General features: G+C 72.5%; 17 protein-coding genes and 1 riboswitch. Of the genes, 9 read left to right on the forward strand and 8 right to left on the reverse strand.

From position 1 onward, the window contains the following. Positions 1 to 50 precede the first annotated feature (50 nt). Positions 51 to 1,007 carry a hypothetical protein gene (locus ACFY2A_RS08120; protein WP_387169797.1) on the forward strand — a complete coding sequence of 319 codons (957 nt, stop codon included), beginning with the start codon at positions 51 to 53 and terminating at the stop codon, positions 1,005 to 1,007. A gap of 103 nt (positions 1,008 to 1,110) precedes the next feature. Next, positions 1,111 to 1,617, forward strand: a complete 507-nt coding sequence (locus ACFY2A_RS08125) for a GNAT family N-acetyltransferase (protein ID WP_387169799.1) — start codon at positions 1,111 to 1,113, stop codon at positions 1,615 to 1,617. Positions 1,618 to 1,627: 10 nt separating this feature from the next. Here the strand turns inward: ACFY2A_RS08125 and ACFY2A_RS08130 are convergent, their stop codons facing one another. The 7 genes from ACFY2A_RS08130 to ACFY2A_RS08160 are packed head-to-tail and all read right to left on the reverse strand — an operon-like array spanning position 1,628 to position 9,962. Next, positions 1,628 to 3,940 carry an AAA family ATPase gene (locus tag ACFY2A_RS08130; RefSeq protein ID WP_387169801.1) on the reverse strand — a complete coding sequence of 771 codons (2,313 nt, stop codon included), beginning with the start codon at positions 3,938 to 3,940 and terminating at the stop codon, positions 1,628 to 1,630. Between the two features lie 20 nt (positions 3,941 to 3,960). Next, a complete protein-coding gene (locus ACFY2A_RS08135; RefSeq protein ID WP_387169803.1) occupies positions 3,961 to 4,494 on the reverse strand; it encodes a hypothetical protein in 534 nt (177 codons plus the stop codon). Between the two features lie 41 nt (positions 4,495 to 4,535). Beyond that, positions 4,536 to 5,312 carry an ATP/GTP-binding protein gene (locus ACFY2A_RS08140; protein ID WP_363918088.1) on the reverse strand — a complete coding sequence of 259 codons (777 nt, stop codon included), beginning with the start codon at positions 5,310 to 5,312 and terminating at the stop codon, positions 4,536 to 4,538. Beyond that, entirely contained in the window at positions 5,290 to 5,772 is a 483-nt protein-coding gene (locus ACFY2A_RS08145) for a DUF742 domain-containing protein (protein WP_363918090.1), read from the reverse strand. Before ACFY2A_RS08145 ends, ACFY2A_RS08140 begins: the two co-directional genes overlap by 23 nt. Next, positions 5,769 to 6,239, reverse strand: a complete 471-nt coding sequence (locus tag ACFY2A_RS08150; protein WP_363918092.1) for a roadblock/LC7 domain-containing protein — start codon at positions 6,237 to 6,239, stop codon at positions 5,769 to 5,771. The genes ACFY2A_RS08145 and ACFY2A_RS08150 overlap by 4 nt, the downstream gene beginning before the upstream one ends. Continuing rightward, positions 6,236 to 8,803 carry a nitrate- and nitrite sensing domain-containing protein gene (locus ACFY2A_RS08155; RefSeq protein WP_387169805.1) on the reverse strand — a complete coding sequence of 856 codons (2,568 nt, stop codon included), beginning with the start codon at positions 8,801 to 8,803 and terminating at the stop codon, positions 6,236 to 6,238. Before ACFY2A_RS08155 ends, ACFY2A_RS08150 begins: the two co-directional genes overlap by 4 nt. Then, entirely contained in the window at positions 8,790 to 9,962 is a 1,173-nt protein-coding gene (locus ACFY2A_RS08160) for a hypothetical protein (protein WP_387169806.1), read from the reverse strand. Before ACFY2A_RS08160 ends, ACFY2A_RS08155 begins: the two co-directional genes overlap by 14 nt. Positions 9,963 to 10,330: 368 nt before the next feature. Here ACFY2A_RS08160 and ACFY2A_RS08165 point away from each other — a divergent pair, with 368 nt between their 5' ends. Both ACFY2A_RS08165 and ACFY2A_RS08170 read left to right on the forward strand, forming a co-directional pair. Further along, entirely contained in the window at positions 10,331 to 13,198 is a 2,868-nt protein-coding gene (locus tag ACFY2A_RS08165) for an alpha/beta fold hydrolase (RefSeq protein ID WP_387169808.1), read from the forward strand. Then, positions 13,198 to 14,097, forward strand: coding sequence for an ABC transporter permease (locus tag ACFY2A_RS08170; RefSeq protein WP_387169810.1), 900 nt, complete (start codon positions 13,198 to 13,200; stop codon positions 14,095 to 14,097). The genes ACFY2A_RS08165 and ACFY2A_RS08170 overlap by 1 nt, the downstream gene beginning before the upstream one ends. Positions 14,098 to 14,172: 75 nt before the next feature. On the opposite strand, the gene ACFY2A_RS08175 is transcribed toward ACFY2A_RS08170, so the two are convergent. After that, positions 14,173 to 14,910, reverse strand: coding sequence for a DUF4232 domain-containing protein (locus tag ACFY2A_RS08175; protein WP_387169812.1), 738 nt, complete (start codon positions 14,908 to 14,910; stop codon positions 14,173 to 14,175). A 202-nt stretch (positions 14,911 to 15,112) separates the two neighbouring features. On the opposite strand from ACFY2A_RS08175, the gene ACFY2A_RS08180 reads away from it, so the two are divergent. From ACFY2A_RS08180 to paaN, 5 genes are all read left to right on the forward strand, one after another. Next, positions 15,113 to 15,559 (forward strand): DoxX family protein, encoded by a 447-nt coding sequence (locus ACFY2A_RS08180; RefSeq protein ID WP_387169814.1) that lies wholly within the window; start codon positions 15,113 to 15,115, stop codon positions 15,557 to 15,559. 117 nt (positions 15,560 to 15,676) lie between these two features. Further along, a riboswitch (SAM riboswitch) is annotated at positions 15,677 to 15,812 on the forward strand. Positions 15,813 to 15,821: 9 nt separating this feature from the next. Next, positions 15,822 to 17,108, forward strand: coding sequence for a threonine synthase (gene thrC, locus ACFY2A_RS08185; protein WP_387169816.1), 1,287 nt, complete (start codon positions 15,822 to 15,824; stop codon positions 17,106 to 17,108). 242 nt (positions 17,109 to 17,350) lie between these two features. Continuing rightward, a complete protein-coding gene (locus ACFY2A_RS08190; RefSeq protein ID WP_387169818.1) occupies positions 17,351 to 18,370 on the forward strand; it encodes a GNAT family N-acetyltransferase in 1,020 nt (339 codons plus the stop codon). 50 nt (positions 18,371 to 18,420) lie between these two features. Next, positions 18,421 to 19,440: a GNAT family N-acetyltransferase gene (locus ACFY2A_RS08195; RefSeq protein ID WP_387169820.1), complete on the forward strand. Its 1,020-nt coding sequence runs from the start codon at positions 18,421 to 18,423 to the stop codon at positions 19,438 to 19,440. Between the two features lie 53 nt (positions 19,441 to 19,493). After that, on the forward strand, positions 19,494 to 21,170 hold the full coding sequence (gene paaN, locus ACFY2A_RS08200) for a phenylacetic acid degradation protein PaaN (RefSeq protein ID WP_387169821.1): 1,677 nt from the start codon (positions 19,494 to 19,496) through the stop codon (positions 21,168 to 21,170). The last annotated feature ends 55 nt before the right edge of the window (positions 21,171 to 21,225 follow it).

Below are 21,225 nucleotides of genomic sequence, written 5' to 3' on the forward strand. Positions count from 1 at the left end.
ACGAGTGTCGTCCGGCGCGAGGTGGGTAGCCGGGGCGCGGGGAGGTGGCGATGAGCAGCGGGGGCCCCAGACAGCCGGGACGAACGGCGCATCCGGACATCGGCGTGCCCGAGGCGGCCCCGGACGAGCGTCGGCGGGGCGCGGTGGTCGGGACCGCAAGCACCATGCGGGTACGATCCGCGTCCGCCCCGCCACCCGGCCGGGCCGTCAACGAGGACCTGGTGTTCCGGTTCGGCTCGCTTGTCGGAGTGCTGGACGGCGCCACCGTGCCGGAAGGCTTCGACACCGGCTGCGTACACGGGCCGCAGTGGTACGTCCGGCACCTCGCCGCCCGGCTCGGCCTGGCGGAGGCCGCCCGCCCGGCCGCGACGCTGGTGAGCAACCTGGCCGCGGCGATCCTCGCGGTCCGTTCCGACCACGGCGAGCAGTGCGACCTCGACCACCCCGGCACCCCGTCGAGCACGGTGTGCCTGCTCCGCGACGGCGGCGACCAGGTCGACTATCTCGTGCTCTGTGACAGCCCGCTGGTGCTCGACACCGGTGGTCGGGTCGACGTGGTGGTCGACGATCGGCTGGCCGCCTCGGCGGCCGACCTGCGCGAGACCGCCGACCTGCTGCCCGAGCCGACCGACTGGGCCACCCGGTTCCGGCGCGCTGTGACGGTGCAGCGGGAGCGGATGAACCGTACCGACGGTTACTGGGTCGCCGCCGCCGATCCCGACGCGGCCTACCACGCGGTGGTCGGGACGGTGCCGCGACACGGGCCGGCGGCGCTGCGCCGCGCCGTGCTGCTCTCCGACGGTGCCTCCGCCGCGGTCGAGGAATTCGGGTTGCTCGACTGGTCCGGCCTGTTGGACGTGGTGGCCACGGAGGGTCCGGACGCACTCATCGACCGGGTACGCGCCGCCGAACGGGACCATCCCGACCGGCGACGCCGGCACAAGGCGGCCGACGACGCCTCCGCCGTCTACTGCGAGTTCGGCCGGCCGGACGATCGCCGAGAGTGACCCGGGAGGTGATTCGACCCGACCGGTCGGTCCGCTCCGCCGGAGGGGTCGGTCGTCGCCAACCGGGTGGACGCGCGGCCCCGGGCGCGGAAGACTGCGGCACGTGACTGGTGCGGTCCGGTTGGAGCCGGTGGACGAGCGAAACCTCGAACCGTTGCTCTCGGTGGCGGTGGCCGAGGCGGAGCCGTCCGACGTGATGCCGCCGGTGGAGGCGCCGGCCGGCTGGTCGAACGCGCGGCGGGAGGCGTTCCGCGAGTTCCACCGGGCCCGCTTCGGTGGGCTCGACGCGTCCGCCCGCAGTGCGATGTACGCGATCGTGGCGGGCGGCGAGGTGGTCGGAATGATCCGGATGAGCCGGCGGGACGAGCCCGGGGTTGCCGAGGTCGGCATGTGGCTCGGCCGGTCGGCCCGTGGCCAGGGGATCGGCGCGGCAGCGCTGCGGGAACTGCTGCACCTGGCGGCAGCGGCCGGCATGCGGACCGTGGTCGCGGACACCGCGTCGGAGAACCGCGGTGCGCTCTCCGTCCTCGAAAGGTGCGGCGCGAAGCTGCGCGAGGCCGACGACCGGGTGTACGCCGAGATCTCGCTGGACGACGTGGCGGCCTGTTGACGAGGCGCGCTCAGCTGCGCTGTTCTGCGTACGCGGCGAGCCAGGCGACCTGGGCCGGGTCCAGGGACGGGCGGACCCGGGACCGGGCCGTCGCGACGTGCTCGGCGGTGACCGTGGAGGCGGTAAGCGACTCGCGCATCGCGGCCAGTGCGGCCTCGCGGATCAGCGCCGCGCAGTCGGCGGCCGAGAACCCGTCCAACTCCGTACCGAGCGCGGGTAGGTCGACGCCCTCGGCGAGTGGCACGTTGCGTGAGGCGGCCCGCAGGATCTCCGTCCGGGCCTCGGCGTCCGGTGGCGGCACGTACACCAGCCGTTCCAGTCGACCCGGGCGCAGTAGTGCCGGGTCGACCAGGTCGGGACGGTTCGTCGCGCCGATCACCACGACGTTGCGCAGCGCCTCCACCCCGTCCAGCTCGGTGAGCAGGGCGGCGACGACCCGGTCGGTGGTGCCGCCGTCGGTGGCCTGGCCGCGTACCGGGGCGAGGGCGTCCACCTCGTCGAGGAAGACAAGCGTCGGGGCGGCCTCCCGGGCCCGGCGGAACAGTTCCCGTACCGCGCGTTCGCTCTCGCCGACCCACTTGGACAGCAGCTCCGCGCCCTTGACCGACAGCACGTTCGCCCGGCCGGTCCCGGCCAGCGCGGTCACCAGGTAGGTCTTGCCGCAGCCCGGCGGGCCGTAGAGCAGCACCCCGCGTGGTGGTTGCACGCCGAGCCGGGCGAAGGTGTCCGGATAGGTGAGCGGCCACAGCACCGACTCGGTGAGCGTCTGCTTGACCTCCATCAGGTCACCGACGTCGTCGAGGGTGACCCGGGCCAGTTCGAGGGTGGCGGCGGCCATGGTGGTCGGCCGCACCACCTCCAGAGCGGCGGTGAAGTCCGCCATCAGCACCGTGGGCGTCTGCGCCGACTTCTGCCGCAGGGCCGCGCGCACGCCGGCCTCGCGAACCAGCGCGGCCAGATCGGCGGCGACGAAACCGGGGGTACGCGCGGCGACCTCGTCCAGCCGTACGTCGTCGGCGAGCGGCACCGGACGGGTCAGCACGGTCAGCTGCTCCCGGCGTAGGGCGGCGTCTGGCAGCGGCACGTCGATCCGCAACGAGAGCAGGTCCGGGGCACGCAGGGTCGGGTCGACAGCCTCCGGCCGGCTGCTGGTGCCGACCACCGCCGCTCCGGCCCGTACGAGCTGTGCCACGCACTGCCGGAACACGGTCGCGACCGGTCCGGGAGCCTCCGCCGGGGCCAGCGCCTCCACGTCGGTGACCAGCAGCACGGCCGGCCCGCCGGCCAGCGCCTCGGCAGTCACCGCCCGGAGCCGGGCCGCGGCCGAGTCGTTTGTCAACGCCGCGACCTCCGGTGCCCAGAGCGGATGCACCCGGGCACCGACCTGGGCGGCCACCGCCCGGACCAGCGCCGCCTTGCCCGAGCCGGCCGGCCCGCTCACCAGCACCCCCAGCGCCACGGTGGTGCCCAGCCGGCTGAGCACCTCCCGGTGGTGAAAGCCGAGGTCGAGCAGCTCGGTCAGCTCCTCGGCCTGGGCGCGCAGGCCCGGCAGCTCGTCCACCGACGGCACGTCCTGCCCGCTCGACTCGTCGGCCCCGGCACCGTCGATGTCCGGCCCGACGCCGGCACGCCGGGCGTTCCCGCCCCGCACGGCGGGCCGGGTACGGCTGCCGCCGGCGCCTGTGGCGTCCACCGCCGTCCCGCTGCCGGCCACCGGGGAGCCACCCGAGCCGGTGCCGCCGTAGGTGGCCGGGCCATGCTCCCAGGCCACCAGGGTGTCCATGGTGACAAGCGCGCCCGGGTCCGGTTCGGCGGCCAGCACCCGCAGCAGGGTGCTGGTCCAGGCGTAGCCGACCCGGGTGGAGAGGCTGCGCCGGGCGGCCTCGACCAGGGTGCGGGTCGACGCGTCCGGCAGCACGTCCTGGGGCAGCAGGGAGACATCGTCCCCGGCGGTGACCACCTTGCCGAGCAGGGCCAGCCGCAGCATCTCCGGCGAGACCACCGCGACGATCTCGGCCGGCCCGGCGAGCAGCACCCGGCGGGCCGGGGTGACCGGGGCCGGGCTCAGTCGCACCTGTCCGCCGTCACGTACGCCGAGGTTGCCCAGCATCAGGTCGTCGGCGTGCAGCAGGGCCGCGCTGGCGGTGCCCTCGGCCGCCGCGACGAGGCCGGCGGTCACCCGCCGTCCCGCGAGCCGGACCGGGTCACCCGGGCGCAGCGCGAGGGCGGTGAGCGCCTCCGGATGCAGCCGGACGATGCCCCGCCGGGCGTCCAGTGCGGCCGGCCGCAGGCTCGCGATCAGGGTCAGCTCGGGTTCGCCCACCGCCCGACCCTAGCGCCTGGTCACACCTCGTCCGGTCGGCCGGCCGGCTCCTCCCCGGTGAGCAGCGACGGATCCCGGCGGATCAGCTCGGCCAGTCGGGCCGCCGGGTCGTCGCTCAGCCCGTCCTGGGCGGAGGGCCAGCCGGGCACCGTCTTGACCGACAGCGGCCAGGACGGTGGGGGCGCGGCTGGCTGTCCGCTGACCGTGACCTGCTGGTCGACCCAGGCCACCCGCAGGTCGTACGCCTGCCCGTCGTGCTCGACCCGCGCGGCGACGGACGCCCCCGGGTGCGCCGCGACGGCCGCGCGCAGCGCCTCGGCCACGTCCTCCACCGGGTGCCGTGGCGGTGCCTCGTGGACCGGTTCGTGAACGTTGGACCAGCCGGGTCCCGCGTTGCGGCTGTCGGGCCGCCAACCGGAGTCGGACCCGTGGCTCGGGCCCGGCTCCGCACCGGGCTGGTCGTCGGCCGGCATGGTCGGGTCCGCGGCCCGTCGACGCAGCGCCTCCTCGCGCCGACGCATCCGGGCCAGAGTCTCGTCCAGTCCGCCTCTCATCGCCTCACCCCTTCCCACGAGGGGCCTGCGAGCCGGTCGGCTCAGGCCCGTTTCTCCCGGGTGGCCCGATCCAGCGCGCGGTCCAGGACGACCAGCAGGGCGTCCCGGACCGAAAGCCGGTCCCGCGCGTCGAACTGCACCAGGGGTACATGTTCGCCGATCGCCAGAGCCCACCGGATCGCACCCAGGTCGTGCGCCAAGCGCCCGTCGAAGGCGTTGACCCCGACCACGAACGGCAGTCCCGCCCGTTCGAAGAAGTCGATGGCCGGGTAGCAGTCGTCGAGCCGGGCGCTGTCGACCACCACCAGCGCGCCGAGCGCACCTCGGGCCAGGTCGTCCCACATGAAGCCGAAACGGGTCTGGCCCGGCGTGCCGAACAGGTAGAGCTTCAGGCTTCGGTCGATGGTGACACAACCGAAGTCCATCGCAACCGTGGTGGTGGTCTTTCCGGAGCGCTGACCAGGGTCGTCGACCCCGATCCCGGCGGTGGTCATCTCCGCCTCGGTGGTCAGCGGGGCGATCTCCGAGATCGAGCCCACGGTGGTGGTCTTGCCGACTCCGAAGCCGCCGGCCACCAGGATCTTCACCGGGATCGGCGGCGTCGCCCTCGGGGTACCCGCGGCGGCGGGCGTCGCGGCCGGCGGCCGGTACGGCGGCGGTGCCGGGGCGGCGTGGGCCGGTGGTGGTGGCGCTGGCGCGGCGGCCCGGCCGATGGACGGTGGGGTCGGTGCCGGACCGCCGTAGCGGGCCGCGGCGCTGTTGGCGGCGAGCGCGCCCGGCGGCGCGGCGGGCCAGTCAGGAGATTGCACGGAGTCCATCAATCACTCGCAGGATGACGTCGGGGTCGAGGGCGTCGTCGGCGTCGGTCACGTGTACGTCCAGGTGGCCGGCGGCGCGCAGATCGCCCACCAGCACCCGGGTCACGCCGAAGTGCAACCGGGTCTTGGCGGAGATCTCGGCGACCGAGATCGGCTCACCGCAGAGCGCCACGATCGCCTGGAGTTCCGGGCTCAACCGGGCGGCCGTGACCTTCCACGATTCGGTGGTCGGTCGGGCGGTCACCTGGGTCTCCAGGCCGATCGTGGGGTCGGCGCCGGCCACCCGGCCGGCGGTCAGCACGAAGGGGCGAGGTCCGGTCGGCCCGGCCTCCTCGGGCTCCGGTCCGATCGCCGCCGGTGCGCCCGCCGGGCCGGCGGAGCCGGCCGGGGAGGACTCGCGCAGGTAGGGCCGGATGCGGATAACCGGCTCCTGTTCCGCACCGGCGGCGTCGGGAGTCATTGCTGTACGGAGTTCTTGAGTTCGGCGATCAGGCGCGGGGTGAGCGCACCACCTGCCCGGCCGGCGAAGAGGGTCATCTCGTAGGCGACGGTGCCCAGGTTCGCCGACCGGTCGGCGACCACGCCGAGCACCGACCCGCTGCTGATCGCGCTGATCAGGAGATACCCCTCGGCCATGTCCACGACGACCCGGTTGAGGCCGCCCAACGCGTACCAACTGGCGGCCCCGCCGGCCAGGCTGGTCATACCGGAGACGACCGCGGCGAGACGCTCCGCGTTGGACCTGTCCTTGATCGCGGACATGGCCATCAGCAGGCCGTCCGACGACACGGCGATCGCCTCCAGCACCCCCGCGGTCCCGGAGGTGAAGGAATCCAGCAGCCAGTTGAAGGTGCGGGCCTCGGGGCTGAGGTCGCCGGCCGGATGGCTCTGGTGGTCGAGGTTGTCGTGCACGTGCGGGCTGGTCAACGTGGCGTTCCTTCGTCGTCGCTGCGGTCGTTACGGACATCGCGCAGAGCCCGGGCGACGCCCGTCTCGAACGCGTTGATGCGATCGCGGACCTCGGCCGGATCGCCCGGGTCCTGGGTGAGCGGTTGCTGCGGTAGTTGCTCGATCAGGTTGGCGCCGGGCACCCGGCGGGACAGCTGGGCCAGACCCGGGGGAGCGGGCGGCTCGACCGGCTGTGGCAGGGCGTCGGCCTGGCTCAGCTCGGCCCGGCGTACCCCTGACTCGAACGCCTCGACAGCGGCGCGAGCGGCACTCGGGTCCACGCCGGTGGTGTCGACCGGGCCCACCTTCGGTGCCGTCCTCGGCAGGCTGGCACCCGGCACCCGCTGCCGGATGCCGGGCATCGGGGCCGGCGGGGCCGCCGACGCCGGTGCGACCTGCGGCACCGTCACGGTCGCCGCGTCGATCCCGGCCGGTTCCGCGCCGGTTCTCTCGGCGGGCTCCGGACCGGTGGCGAACGCGTCCCAGGACTCGGACAGCTCCATGCTCTCGGTGGCTCGCGTCAGCAGCGTGGGGTTGAGCCCGGGTGGTGCCGTCGCGGGGGCGGCCAGGTCTACCGCTGCCGGGCTGTCCCGGGTCGGTGGCACCGGTTCGAGTTGGTGCCGGGCCGGGAGGGCGGCCACCGGTGCGGCCCGGCCGACCGGCGTGACCGGAGGGCCGGCCGGCTCGGGCGTCCCGACGACAAGCGACGTGCGGGGAATCCGGAGAGTGGCGGTGACGCCGCCGCCCGGGGTGGCGGAGAGACCGACCGCCCAGCGGTGCCGGCGGGCCAACCGACCCACCACGAACAGCCCCAGCACCTCGGTCGGGGCGAGGTCCAGCCGCTCCCGTCGGGTGAGGCGGGCGTTCTCGTCGGTCAGTCGCGCCTCGGTCATGCCGATGCCGTGGTCCACCACGGTGAGCTGTACGCCGTTCTCGGTGAGTTCACCGCTGACCAGCACCCGGGCGTGCGGCGGTGAGAAGACGGTGGCGTTCTCCATCAGTTCGGCGAGCGCCAGCACCAGGTCGCCGACGATCGCCGGTGCCGCTGCGGCCTCGGTCGGCACCTGCACGTCCACCCGGGTGTAGTCCTCGATCTCGCCGAGGGCGAGCCGGACCACATTGGCCAGCGGAACCGGCGCGACGTGCGCGACGTCGCCCACCGCGCCGGAGAGCACCACGAGGTTGCCCGCGTTGCGCCGCAGCCGGCTGGAGATGTGGTCGAGCCGGTACAGGTTCTCCAGCCGCCCGGGATCGGTCTCCTGCTGCTCCAACCGGTCGATCAGGGCGATCTGCCGACCGACCAGGTTCTGGGTACGCCGGCCGACGTGACCGAACATCTGGGCGACGTTGCGGCGGCTCGCCGCCTGCCGTTCCACCAGCCGCGCGGCCGTGTTCTGCACCCGTTCGAAGGCACGGGCCAGGTCGCCGACCTCGTCCCGGGCGCGGACATCGACGGGATCGAGGCGGACGGGTTGGGCGTTGTCGGCCTCGTCGTCGGCCACCCGGACCAGCTCGGACTCGGCGACCCGGGCGACCCGGTCCGCGGAGCGGGTGAGCCGGGTCAGCGGCCCGGTCACCGTGCGGCCGATGGCCAGGGCGAGCAGCACCACGCCGACCAGGATCACCACGACCAGCCCGGTCACCCAGTACGCCCCGGCCAGCGCCGTCTGCCGTTGTGCGCGTACCTCGGCGGTCACGTCGGCGACCAGCTTCTTCTCGACGAACTGACCCAGCGTGATCAGTGAGGAGACGGTGGGGAAGAGGGCCTGGATGGGGATGTCCCCCACCGCGGCCACCGGGTCCAGGACGCTCTGTTGGAGGAACTCCGGGCTGGTCCGGGCGTCCACAGCGGTCTGCTCGATGTTCACCAGCGCCTGCTGCTCCGGGGTGAGCAGGCCGAGCATCTTGTCGCTCTCCGACTGGAGGGTGGCCATGTTGGCCACGAAGGCGGTGGCGAACTGTGGGTCCGGCGAGGCGGCGACCAGCACGATCAGGGCACCGCCGCTGCTGAGTCCCTCGCTCTTGCGCAGGATGCTGTCCAGGGCCAGCGTCTGTCGTCCGGCGGGGGTCCGGGTGTCCACGTCGTGCGGCAGCCGCAACGAGTCGATCAGGGCGAGGTGGACCGGCCCGTACGCGCCGATGACCTGTGGCGGCGCCGCCTGTCCGGCCAGTACGGCCGTGCGTACCTCGGCGAGTTGCGCTACGCCGTCGAGTGCCCTGCCCACCTCGGTCGGAAGGTCGTCGTCGAAGTCGACCCGCAGATCGACGATCCGGTCGTCCACCTCCGCGATCTCCTGCACCAGCGCGCTGCGCTCGACCTGCCCGAGCAGGAGGCCGACGGCGAGCATGCGTTCCCGCTGCAGGTGCTGGAGCAGGGTGCCGACCCGGCTGGCGAGTTGGACGGTCTGGTCGATGTCGCCGGCCCGCTGGGCCACACCGGCTCGTTCCCAGACCACCGGCAGGGTCAGCCCCAGCATGCAGAGCAGGGGAATGGTCACCAGCAGGGTGAGTTTGCCCCGGATGCGGAGCCTACCGAGCAGCATCGAAGGGCCTCCACCGATCCGGCTCGTGGACCTGTCCGACGGGCTGGAGCGCCGGTGGCGGTCCGACGGGGCGTGACCCGACGGCGTCCCATCGGACACCGGGCGGCGGAGGCGGCACGCCGCCGCCCGCCGGCGCGGCGGAGGTGTCACTCGGGCGGGACATCCAACTGCCCACCGCGAGCCCGAGCAGCAGCAGTGCGGCGAGGCCACCCGCGCCGAGGATCAGCAGGCGATCCCGGTCCAACCCGTCGAGTCGCTCCACCAACAGCCGGTCGATCTCGTCGAGGAGGACCGGGTGGAGCTGCTTCGCGGCCTGTTGTGCGTCGTTGCGGGCGGCGAGGAGCCGGGTCGTGTCGACCGTGCCCGCCCGGTCGACCGGCTGGGAGTGCAGGGCCATCGTCTCGACGGCCCGCTGGTAGGCGTCGAAGGGGGTGAGCACGTTTGTGCCCAGGTCGGCGCTCTCCGTGTTCTCCACCACCGCCCGCAGGTTGTTGGCCAGGTCGTTGGCGGGTTGCAGGGCGGCGCCCCGGAGGGTGGCCAGCTGGCTGAGCGACTGGATCCGTTCGGCCGCGGGCCGGCGGTTCATCAGTACGGCCAGGTCGGTGAGGCGGCCGGCGGCCACCATCGCCTCCGGCATCTCCTCCGCGACGCCGTCCTGAAGGAAGTACGCGTCGACACCGGGGTCCCGGATCAGGCCGGAGGTCTCCCGGACCTTGCCGTGCAGGGCCAGCAGCAGGTCGGTGACCTCGCCGTACACGGTGAAGGCAGCCTCCGGGTCAGTAAGTGGGCGTTCGGGCAGCGCCTCCAACTTCGCGCGGAGCCCGGCCCACCGCTCGCTGGTGCTCAACTCGCCACCGATGCGCGCGTCGACCGTGGCGGCCCGCTCGACCGCCTGGTCGAGGGTGTCCCGGCGCAGTGACCGACCGGTGACGGCGGCGCTCTGCGCGTCGACAAGCGCGTCGGTCACCGGACCGAGGGCGCGGAGATACTCGACGCCGAGTCGTTCCCGCGCGACGACGTCGCGGTCGGTGTCGACGAACTGGTGTGCCTGTACGACGAGGAACGCCACCGGCAGCAGCAGCGCGGTGGCGAGTAGCAGCGGCAACAGCCGGCCCGGTGTCCGGGGCCGGCGACGGACCCGCGGAGCGGGAACGGTCATGGTTGTCTCCTCCGGCATGGCGCAGGTTGTCCGACGGCGTCGACGAGCCGGTCCCGTGCGCCGGACCGGAAAACTAATCGAAGCCTGGTGCTATCGGTCGGTCGGCAACCGTCGGCTTTGCGTCACTTCGAGCGATGTGACTCACGGCGATCAATTCGCTCACGGTGGGTGCCGCTGATGTAGGAGATAGGCGCACTTGAGTATGGATTCGAATGAAAGGCAGGAATTTCCGCGATGCGAAGTCATCCCAAAGGTTCGCCGACTGGACGCTGTGCGGATGACCTTCGCCGGATGACGATCGGGCTACCAGAACGGACGTACGGCGGATCTCAGCTAATACTCAGGTTTCGGGCCGTACCGTGTGCCCAATGAGATCGCCGTTCTCGGCCGCGCGGATCCGACGTGCCCTGCCCACCGGTCGCCGGGCCGTCGCCGCCACCGCGGTTGTCGTTCTGCTGGCGGCGGCCGTGGTGTGGGCGGTCTGGCCGGACCGGCCGGGCTTCCGTACCGAGTCCGCGATGCTCACCGTCCGCTCCGGACCGGACGGCGACGAGCCGGTCGACCTGGACACCACGTTGTACCTCCCGCGTGACGCCGCCGCCGGCCGCGAGGTGCCGGCGGTCCTGCTCGCCCACGGCTTCGGCGGCACCAAGGAGTCGGTCCGCACCGACGCCGAGGACCTGGCCGACCGGGGGTACGCCGTACTGACCTGGACCGCGCGCGGCTTTGGTCGCAGCGGTGGCCAGATCCATCTGGACAGTCCGGACCATGAGGTACGCGACGCGCAGCGGCTGCTGGACTGGCTCGCCGCGCGTCCGGAAGTCCGCACCGACGCCACCGGTGACCCCCGGGTGGGTGTGGTCGGCGGCTCCTACGGTGGTGCCCTGTCACTGCTGCTCGCCGCCCAGGACCAGCGGGTCGACGCGATCGTTCCCATGATCACCTGGAACGATCTGTCCCGCGCCTTCCTGCCGGAGAGCACCGGCGGCGAGCCGGCCGAGGGTGTGTTCAAGTCCGGCTGGGCCGGCATCTTCTTCGGCGGCGGCGGAAACGTCGGCTCCGGTCCGGCCGGGATCTCCGGCACCGGCGCCGAGACACCGGAGGGCGCGCCGGGCGCCGGGCCACCCAGCCCCGCCCCGGGACAGGGGCCCGGCACCGCACCCGGTGCACCGACCGTCGGCGGTCTGCCTGATCCCTCCTGCGGACGGTTCGCCGCCGACGTCTGCGCCGCGTACCTGCGCATCGCCGCCACCGGGCGAGGCGACCAGGCCGCCGTCGACCTGCTGCGGCGGTCCAGCCCGGCCGGGGTGCTGAACCGGATCACCGCGCCCACCCTGCTGGTGCAGGGCGCGGCGGATACGCTCTTCCCGCTCGGCGAGGCCGACGCCAACGCCCGGGGCATCGCCGCGAACGGCACCCCGGTCCGGGTCGCCTGGTTCACCGGCGGCCACGACGGCGGTGCGGGACCGCAGACCGACTCCGATCGGGTGAAGTTCCTCACCGCGCAGTGGCTCGACCACTACGTGGCCGGCGACGGTGACGCGCCGGGCGACACCTTCACCTTCTCCCGGATCGCCGGCTTCGACGCGATGGACCGGGGCCTGGTCGCCACCGGGTACCGCACCGACGACTACCCCGGTCTCGGCGGCGACTTTCGCGTCGAGTTGGCTGTGGCCGGCCCGGCCCAGCCGGTGGCCAACCCGCCCGGCGGCAATCCCGCCGCGATCTCCTCGGTACCGTTCGCCGGCTCGCTGAGCTCGCTGCTCAGCGGGGTGGCCGGCGACATACCCGGACAGCACGCCCGGTTCGAGTCCGAGCCGCTGACCGAGGCGGTCGACATCGTCGGTGCGCCGACCGTGTCGCTGCGCGCCGCGTCGAGCAGTGGCGAGGCCGTCCTCTTCGCCAAGCTCTACGTGGTCGACCCGGAAGGGGCGGCCACCCTGCCCAGCGGGCTGATCGCGCCGATCCGGCTCAGCGGCCTGCCGGCGAGCGTCGACGCCGCCGCACCGGTCACCGTGACCCTGCCGGCGATCGTGCACCGGGTGGAGGCCGGGCATCGGCTCCGGCTGGTGGTGGCCACCTCGGACCAGGCGTACACGACGCCGATCGAGCCGGCCGTTTACACGGTGGCGGTCGGCGACACGCCCGTCAGCCTGCCGACGGTCGACAGCGACCCGATCCCCACCGAGGCGGCGCTCTGGCGCTGGATCCTGGTCGGGCTGCTCGCCGCGATCGTGGTCGGCCTCGTCGTGCTCGTGGCCGTGCTGCGCCTGCGGCACCGTCGTCAGGACAGCTCCGTGCATCCGCAGTACGCGGACACCCCGCTGGCCGTACGCCGGCTGCGCAAGGAGTACGCCGACGGCTTCGTCGCGGTCTCCGAGGTGGACTTCGAAGTGCACCCCGGTCAGGTGGTCGGCCTGCTCGGGCCCAACGGCGCCGGCAAGACCACCACGTTGCGGGTGCTGATGGGGCTCACCCAGCCGACCGCGGGGGAGATCTACGTCTTCGGGCACCGACTGGTGCCCGGCTCACCCGTACTCTCGCGGATCGGCGCGCTGGTGGAGGGGCCGGGGTTCCTGCCGCATCTGTCCGGTCTGGAGAATCTGAAGGCGTACTGGCGGGCGACCGGCCGGCCGGCGGCCGACGCCCACTTCGAGCAGGCACTGGAGATCGCCGGGCTGGGTTCCTCGGTGCACCGGCGGGTGCGTAAGTACAGCCACGGCATGAAGCAGCGCCTCGCCATCGCCCAGGCCATGCTCGGCCTACCGGAACTGCTTGTGCTCGACGAACCGACCGACGGGCTGGACCCACCGCAGATCGCCGAGATGCGCCGGGTGCTCCAGCGGTACGCCACCGACGGTCGGGCGGTGCTGGTCTCGAGCCACCTGCTCGCCGAGGTGGAGCAGACCTGTACCCACGCCGTGGTGGTGAACAAGGGCCGGATCGTGGCCTCCGGACCGGTCGAGGAGATCGTCGGCGACTCGCCGAGCGTGCTGTTCGAGGTGGGTGACCCGACCGCGGCCCGCACCGTGCTCGACGGCCTCGGTGGCGTACGGGTCCTGGACGACGCCGATGGGCAGTTGGTGGTCGACACGAACGGCACCGCCCGCAGCGAGGTGGTCGCCGAGCTGGTCCGGGCCGGGATCGCAGTGGACCGGGTGGTGCCCCGGCGCCGCCTGGAGGACGCCTTCCTCGCCCTGGTGGGCGAGAACTCTCGGGGAAGCGGGGACCGGTGATGGCGGGATCGACTGTCGAGCCGACGCGGGACACGACGACGCTTGCCGCCTCGGGTGCGGCGGCCGGCTACCGGCCCGCCCGGACGCTGCCGTTCGGGGCGGAGTTCCGCCGGCAGGCGTCGCGCCGGCGTACCCAGTTGGCGCTCGGCTTCATGGTGCTGCTGCCGCTGATCATCCTGATCGCGTTCCAGTTCGACACCAACGACGACGACAACGGCGGGGGCGAGTTCGGCAGCCTGATCGATCTCGCCACCTCCGGTGGGCTGAACTTCACCCTCTTCACCATCTTCGTGTCGGCCTCGTTCCTGTTGGTCGTCGTGGTCGCGCTGTTCTGTGGTGACACGGTGGCGAGCGAGGCGAGTTGGGGAAGTCTGCGCTACCTGCTGGCGATCCCGGTGCCCCGGGCCCGACTGCTCACGGTGAAGTTGCTGGTCGCGCTCGCGTACTCGGCGCTGACGCTGATCCTGCTCGCCGGCACCGCGCTGGCCATCGGCACCCTGCGCTACGGCTGGTCGCCGCTGCGCAGCACGGTCGCCGCCCAGTTGGAGCCGGGTGAGGGGCTGCTGCGGCTGCTCGCGGTGCTCGGTTACCTGGCGATCGTCCTGCTGGTGGTCGCGGGCCTGGCGTTTCTGCTCTCGGTGACCACCGACGCGGCGCTGGGCGCGGTAGGCGGTGCGGTGCTGCTGTGGATTCTCTCCAGCATCCTGGATCAGATCACCGCGCTCGGCGCGATCCGGTCGTTCCTGCCGACCCACTACAGCACCGCGTGGCTGGGACTGCTCTCCACGCCCGTGCAGACCGACGACATCGTCCGGGGCACGGTCTCGGCGATCTGCTACGCGACCGTGTTCTGGGGCCTGGCCTTCTGGCGCTTCACCCGCAAGGACATCACCAGCTGAACGCAGGTCACGAGCGCGGTTCGCGCCGTCCGCGGTGGGCTGTCCCGGCACGGGATCTTGTCGCGCCGGAACAGCTCAGAGCAGCGGCACCGGTGTGGTGGGCGGCGGGTTCGGCGTCGAGGGCGTCGGCTCCGGCGTGCTCGGCTCCCGCTTCTGCCAGGCGCTGACCCCGAGCCGGTCGGTGTTGCCCAGGTCGATCCGCCCCGCTATGACGACCCGTTGCGCAGGCCGGCCGCGCAGCGGGGCGACGTCGAGGTGCTCGGCGTTGGTCGCCACCACGGTCGGGTTGTCGACCAGGTTGCGCCAGAGCAGGGCGGTGCCGGCGGCCTCACCGGGGGCCAGCACCAGCGGCCGGGGTGGATCGTCGAAGCCGGACGTGATTCCTTCGGCACCCCGGATCACCCGGACCGGGATGACCTCGCCGTCCGCGTCCCGCAGTTGCGGCTCCGGATACCCGTGCAGCCGGTAGGGGCGGTCGCCGCAGTTGACCAGTTCCAGGCCCATCGCCCGCAGCCCCATGGCGGCGTTGACGTCGCCGGCGCTGATCCGGACGCCGGAGTCGGGGCAGCCGGACGTCGGGCCGTTGGCCCCGCCGAGATCGCCGTCCCGGGAGGGCGTACCGCCGAGACCGGCGTCACCGGGCGGCGTGCCGCCGGGCCCGCTGGAAGCCGGGACCGGGCCGGGCGGCGCACCTGCGATGTCGCCGGCCGGGGCGCAGCCGGCGAGCAGACCGAACGCTGCGGCGATCGAGACCGGCACGGTGACGAGCCGACGGCCGCCGGCGGTCGAGCTGCGGACCGTTGTGCGTGGCATCGGTGCATCGTCGCACCCGGTCGCGGCGGCCGATGCCCCCGGGCACCCGCGTCAGCAGCCGATAAGGTTTCCGTCACGGTGCTGCCCCCGGAAGTTTCGGCCGCTAGAATGACTGGGAGCGTTCCCACCAAGAGAGATTGCATCGACAACTATCTATAAAGTCCGCATTCTGGTACCACCACCCCACTCGTAGGAGGTACCAATGCGCACTGACCGGTTCGGCGGGCCGGCTCTGTCCCTGTTCCGCATTGTCATCGGCTTGTTGTTCCTCATTCACGGAATGTCGTCCGTCTTCGGCGTCTTCGGCGGCAACCGTGGCACCGGCGAGGCGGTGCCGCTCGGCCAGTGGCCGGGCTGGTACGCCGCGATGATCCAGTTGGTCTGCGGCGCTCTCGTGCTCCTGGGGCTGTTCACCCGGCCCGCGGCCCTGCTGGCGTCGGGCTCCATGGCGTACGCGTACTTCGTGGTCCACCAGCCCGACGCGTTGCTGCCGCTGCGCAACAACGGCGAGTTGTCGGTGCTCTTCTGCTGGTCGTTCTTCCTGGTCGCGGTCCTCGGCCCGGGCACCTGGGCAGTCGACAACCTGTGGCGGCGCGGGGCGGCGACGGTCGCCCTGGATCAGGCTGAACCGCGATCCGTCCCGGTCTGACGGCGGTCCTCAGCGGTGCCGGGGCACGCGACGGCGCCGCTGAGGATTCGCTCACAAGCTGGGATTGACCGGCGACGGCTGCGGCCGGATTGCCTAGACTCGGCGATACAACTGCATACCTCATCCAGAGGGGCTGAGGGATACGGCCCGACGACGCCCCGGCAACCACCTCGCGCGCTCACCGTTGAGCGTCCGGCGGGGCAGGTGCCAATTCCGTCCCCGCCGCAGGGTGCGATGCGGGGAAAGATGAGAGGACTTCGACATGACGTCGACGCTCGCCCCGTCCGGCATCGACACCGCCGCCAGCCCCGCCCGTGCCCTGGTCTGCCGTGCCTGCTCGGCCCGCTACCCGCTCGCCGCCCAGCACGCCTGTTTCGAGTGTTTCGGCCCGCTGGAGGTCGACTACGATCCGGCCGCGCTCGCCACTGTCACCCGCGAGCAGATCGAGGCCGGTCCGCGCAATCTCTGGCGGTACGCCGCCCTGCTGCCCGCCGGCCAGGACCCGGCCACCCGGGTCACCCTGGATCCGGGGTTCACCCCGCTGGTGGCCGCCGACCAGCTCGCCACCGAGTTGGGCATCACCGCTCCGCTCTGGGTCAAGGACGACAGCGCCAATCCCACCCACTCCTTCAAGGACCGGGTGGTGTCGGTGGCGCTGACCGCCGCCCGCGCGCTGGGCTTCTCCCGGTTCGCCTGCGCCTCCACCGGCAACCTGGCCAACTCGGTGGCGGCCCACGCCGCCCGGGTGGGTACGCCGTCCGTGGTCTTCATCCCCAGCGACCTGGAGCAGGGCAAGGTCGTCACGACCGCCGTCTACGGCGGCGACCTGGTCGCCATCGACGGGTCGTACGACGACGTGAACCGGCTCTGCGGCGAACTGGTCGAGACCGACGAGTTCGAGGACACCGCCTTCGTCAACGTCAACGTGCGGCCGTACTACGCGGAGGGGTCCAAGACGCTCGGGTACGAGGTGGCCGAGCAACTCGGTTGGCGGATCCCCGCCCAGGTGGTCATCCCGATGGCCTCGGGCGAGCTGCTCACCAAGATTGACAAGGCGTTCAGCGAGCTGGTCGAGATCGGCCTGGTCGAGGCCCCGGCCGGTGGCTGGAAGGTCTTCGGGGCGCAGTCGGCAGGCTGCAACCCGATCACCACCGCACTGCACGCGGAAACCGACGCCATCACCCCGGTCAAGCCGACCGGGATCGCCAAGTCGCTGAACATCGGCGACCCGGCGGCCGGGCTGTACGCACTGGAGGCGGTGCGCCGCACCGGTGGCTGGATGGACTACGCCGACGACGACGAGATCCGGGCGGGGGTACGCCTGCTGGCGCGTACCACCGGGGTCTTCGCGGAGACGGCCGGTGGGGTCACTGTGGCGGTGCTGCGCAAGCTGGTCGAGTCGGGCCGACTGGACCCGACCGCCGAGACGGTGGTGTTCAACACCGGCGAAGGGCTGAAGACACTCGACGCGGTCGCCGGTGAGGTCGGCCCCACCCACCGGATCAAGCCTTCGTTGCGGGCCGCCCGCGACGCGGGCCTGCTGAGCTGACGACGGCGAACGGATGAGTAAGCGGTATTTCGCAGGGAGTGAGCGAAACACGCCGCCAGGGACTTGACGACCGCAAACCGACGGCGCAAGATGCTCCGTGCGGGAGGGCGCTTCGCCGTAGACTTTCAGTCTTTACGACCCAGCGCCGGAGGCGTTGTGCGATCGTCCCTCCCGACCAACGTCCGAGCGGGCCAGCGAAAATTCGCTGGCCCGCTCGTCTGTCGCTGGCGCAGGCTGCCGGCATGACCATCACCATCGCCCCTGTCGAGGCCACCGACGAGGTGGCCGTCGAGCAGGCGTATCAGATCGGTGCCGCACAGGTGGCCGCCGATGAGCCGGACTTCCCGCCCCTATGCCGGCGACGATTCACCGCCCTGCTCCGCCATCCGATGCCGGGCTACGAGACCACCATGCTGCTGGCGCGGATCGACGGTGAGCCGGCCGGTTTTCTCCGGCTGGACCTGCCGCAGCTGGACAACACCGAGAACGCCTCCGCTGAGCTGATCGTTCATCCGGCGCAACGCCGCCGAGGCGTGGGCCGCGCGTTGGCCGAACACGGGCTCGGCCTGCTGCGCGGGCGCGGGCGTAAACGGGTGAGTGCGATGAGCCGGGCGGAGCTTGCCGGCGAGCCCGGCCGTCCGTCGCCGGGTAACGCGTTCGCCGCGGCCATGGGCGCGGTCGATGCTCTGACCGACGTGCGGCGGCGCCTCGACACCGCTGACCTCGATCAGGCGGCACTGGACGCGCTGCTGGCCGACGCCCGGGGCCGAGCGGTCGGCTACGAGGTGCTGCGCTGGCGCGGCGGCACTCCCGACGACCTGGCCGCCGACGTGGCGTACCTCGACGGACGGCTGCTGGCCGACGCGCCAATGGGCGACCTGGCGTGGGAGCCGGAGCAGGTCGATGCCGAACGCCTACGCGGCACCGAGCTGGCGCTGGAGGCGCGGGGCCGGCGGCGTTACCACGTCGGTGTCCGCCACGAGGCGTCCGGTCGGCTGGTCGCGTGGACGCTGCTGGACGTCGGGGCGTCCGCGGAATGGCACTCGTTCCAGCAGATCACCATCGTCGACCCGGAGCACCGGGGTCATCGGCTGGGCCTGCTTTCCAAGATCGAAAATCTGCGGCACCTGCTCGCCCACGAGCCGGGCGTGCGGGTGATCGACACCTTCAACGCGGCCAGCAACGACCACATGATCGCCATCAACGAGCAGCTCGGTTTCCGGGTGCGGGATCGCTGGAGCAACTGGCAGCTAGACGTGTGACAAGCGAAAACCGGTGGCGGTGGCCGGGCGGTGCCGGCACGCTCACCGCCATGGACATCGCCGTCACGCCGTACGAGTCCACCGACGAGGCAGCGCTCGACGAGGCGTACCGCGTCGTCGCGGCGGCGCAGGCGGTCGACCTGCCCGACCTGCCGGTGGGGGACCGGGCCGAGTTCGGGCTCCTGGTCGTCCATCCGCCGCACGGCAACGTGATTCACCAGGCGCTGGCCCGGCGGGACGGCGAGGTGGCCGGCCACCTGCGGATGCGGCTGCCGCAACTGGAGAACACCGGCATCGCCACCGTCGAGCTGACCGTCGATCCGGCGCAACGGCGGCGGGGAGTGGGCCGAACCCTGCTGGCGTACGCCCGGAAGGTGGCCGCCGAGCACGGCCGGGAGCGGTTGATCGGTGAGACTCCCGGGCCGCTGCCCGACGGACCGGGGCGGGAAGCGCCCGGGGCGGCCTTCGCGGCGGCGGCCGGAGCGCAGGCCGCGCTGGCCGAGGTGCGACGCCGCCTGGACACCACGCGGCTCGACCAGGCGGCCCTGACCGCGCTGCACGACGCCGCCCGCGCCCGGGCCGCCGGCTACCGGACGGTGGCCTGGCGGGGGCCGGTGGCCGAGGAGTACGTGGTCGACATCGCCCGGCTTGAGAGCCGGCTGCTCACCGACGCGCCGATGGGCGATCTCGCGATCGAGGCGGAGCAGGTTGATGCCGCGCGGCTCCGGGAGATCGAGCGGATCCAGCGGCTGCGCGGCCGACGGCGCTACCACGTCGGCGCGGTGCACGAGGCGACCGGCCGGATGGTGGCCTGGACGATGATCGACAGAGGGCCGTCCACGCCGTGGCATGCCTGGCAGGAGATCACCATCGTCGACCCCGCACACCGGGGGCACCGCCTCGGCCTGCTCGTCAAGGTCGAGAACCTTCGGCACGCACTTGCCCACGAGCCGGCCCTGGCCGCGATCGACACCTGGAACGCGGCGGTCAACGATCACATGATCAGCATCAACGAGCAGCTCGGGTTCCGCCCGGTCGACGCCTGGACCGATTGGCAGCTGACCATCTGAAGTTGTGACACGCCCCTACTGATCTGAGGGCTTCGTGTTGCATGATGGCGGGCATGACGGAGACCCCGCACCCCCTCTACGACAGGCACGCCGAGACCCTCAACCGTGCGCTGACCGCGATCACGGAGCGGGGGTACTGGTCCGCCTACCCGGAATCACCAAGCCCACGGGTGTACGGCGAGACCGCCGCCGCTGACGGCAAGGCCGCCTTCGAGGCGTACCTCGGCAGGGACTTCCCGCTCGACCAGCCGGATGGTGGCGGCGACCGGGTCGCCACCGAGCACAGCCCGTTCGGCGTCGCGCTGAACGTGCGCTACCCGCACGCCGACGCCGACCAACTGGTCGCCGCCGCGTCGGCGGCGCTGCCCGCCTGGCGGGACGCCGGCCCGCGGACCCGGGTCGGTGTCTGTCTGGAGATCCTCGACCGGCTGCACCGGAACGTCTTCGAGCTGGCCAACGCGGTGCAGTTCACAAGTGGTCAGGCGTTCGTGATGGCGTTCCAGGCCGGTGGTGCGCACGCCCTGGACCGCGCGCTGGAGGCGCTGGCCTACGCGTACACGGAGATGACCCGGCACCCGGGCACCGCCGGCTGGGAGAAGGCCGCCGGCAAGGGCGACCCGCTGCGGATGTCCAAGACCTTCCACGTGGTGCCCCGGGGAGTGGCCCTGGTCATCGGCTGCAACACCTTCCCGACCTGGAACTCGTACCCGGGTCTGTTCGCCTCGCTGGTCACCGGCAACCCCGTCGTGGTCAAGCCGCACCCGGGCGCCGTGCTGCCGCTGGCCATCACCGTGCGGTACGCCCGGGAGGTGCTTGCCGAGGCCGGCTTCGACCCGAACCTGGTGCTGCTGGCCCCCGAGGCACCGGGCGAGAAGCTCGCCTCGACGCTGGCCCTGCATCCGGCGGTGAAGATCGTCGACTTCACCGGCTCCACCGAGTACGGCGACTGGCTGGAGGCCAACGCCCGCCAAGCGGCGGTGTACACCGAGAAGGCGGGCCTCAACACGGTGGTGATCGACTCCACCGACGACTTCGCCGGGATGTGCCGCAACCTGGGCTTCACGCTGACCCTTTACAGCGGGCAGATGTGCACCACCTCGCAGAACATCCTCATCCCCCGGGAGGGCATCGACACCGACCAGGGGCACAAGAGCTTCGACGAGGTGGCCGGCGGCATCGCCACGGCGGTCGGCAAGCTCACCGGTGACCCGGCCCGGGGAGTGGAGCTGACCGGCGCCATCGTCAACGACGGGGTGCTGGAGCGGCTGGACGAGGTCGCCAAGGTCGGTTCGCCGGTGCTGGAGTCGCGTACCGTCGAGCACCCGTCGTTCCCCGAGGCCGTGGTGCGTACGCCGACTATCGTCAAGCTGGACGCCGGCGACACCGAGACCTACTCGCGGGAGTGGTTCGGGCCGATCTCCTTCGCCATCGCCACCGATTCCACCGCGCACAGCCTGGAGATCCTGCGCTCGACCGTGGGCGAGAAGGGCGCGCTCACCGCAGCGGTCTACTCCACCGACGACGCGGTGCTGGACGCCACCGAGGCGGCGGCGATCGAGGTCGGGGTGCACCTGTCGGCCAACCTCACCGGCGGCGTCTTCGTGAACCAGTCGGCGGCCTTCTCCGACTTCCACGGCAGCGGAGCGAACGCGGCGGCCAACTCGGCGTTGACCGACGGGGCGTACGTGGCGAACCGGTTCCGGATCGTGCAGAGCCGCCGGCACGTCTGAGGGGTTGCGCTGGGGGCTCCGGGGCCGCCCCGGGGCCGCCCGGTCCGGTGATCGT

Source organism: Micromonospora sp. NPDC000442 (assembly GCF_042898635.1).
In the GTDB taxonomy this organism is placed as follows: domain Bacteria; phylum Actinomycetota; class Actinomycetes; order Mycobacteriales; family Micromonosporaceae; genus Micromonospora.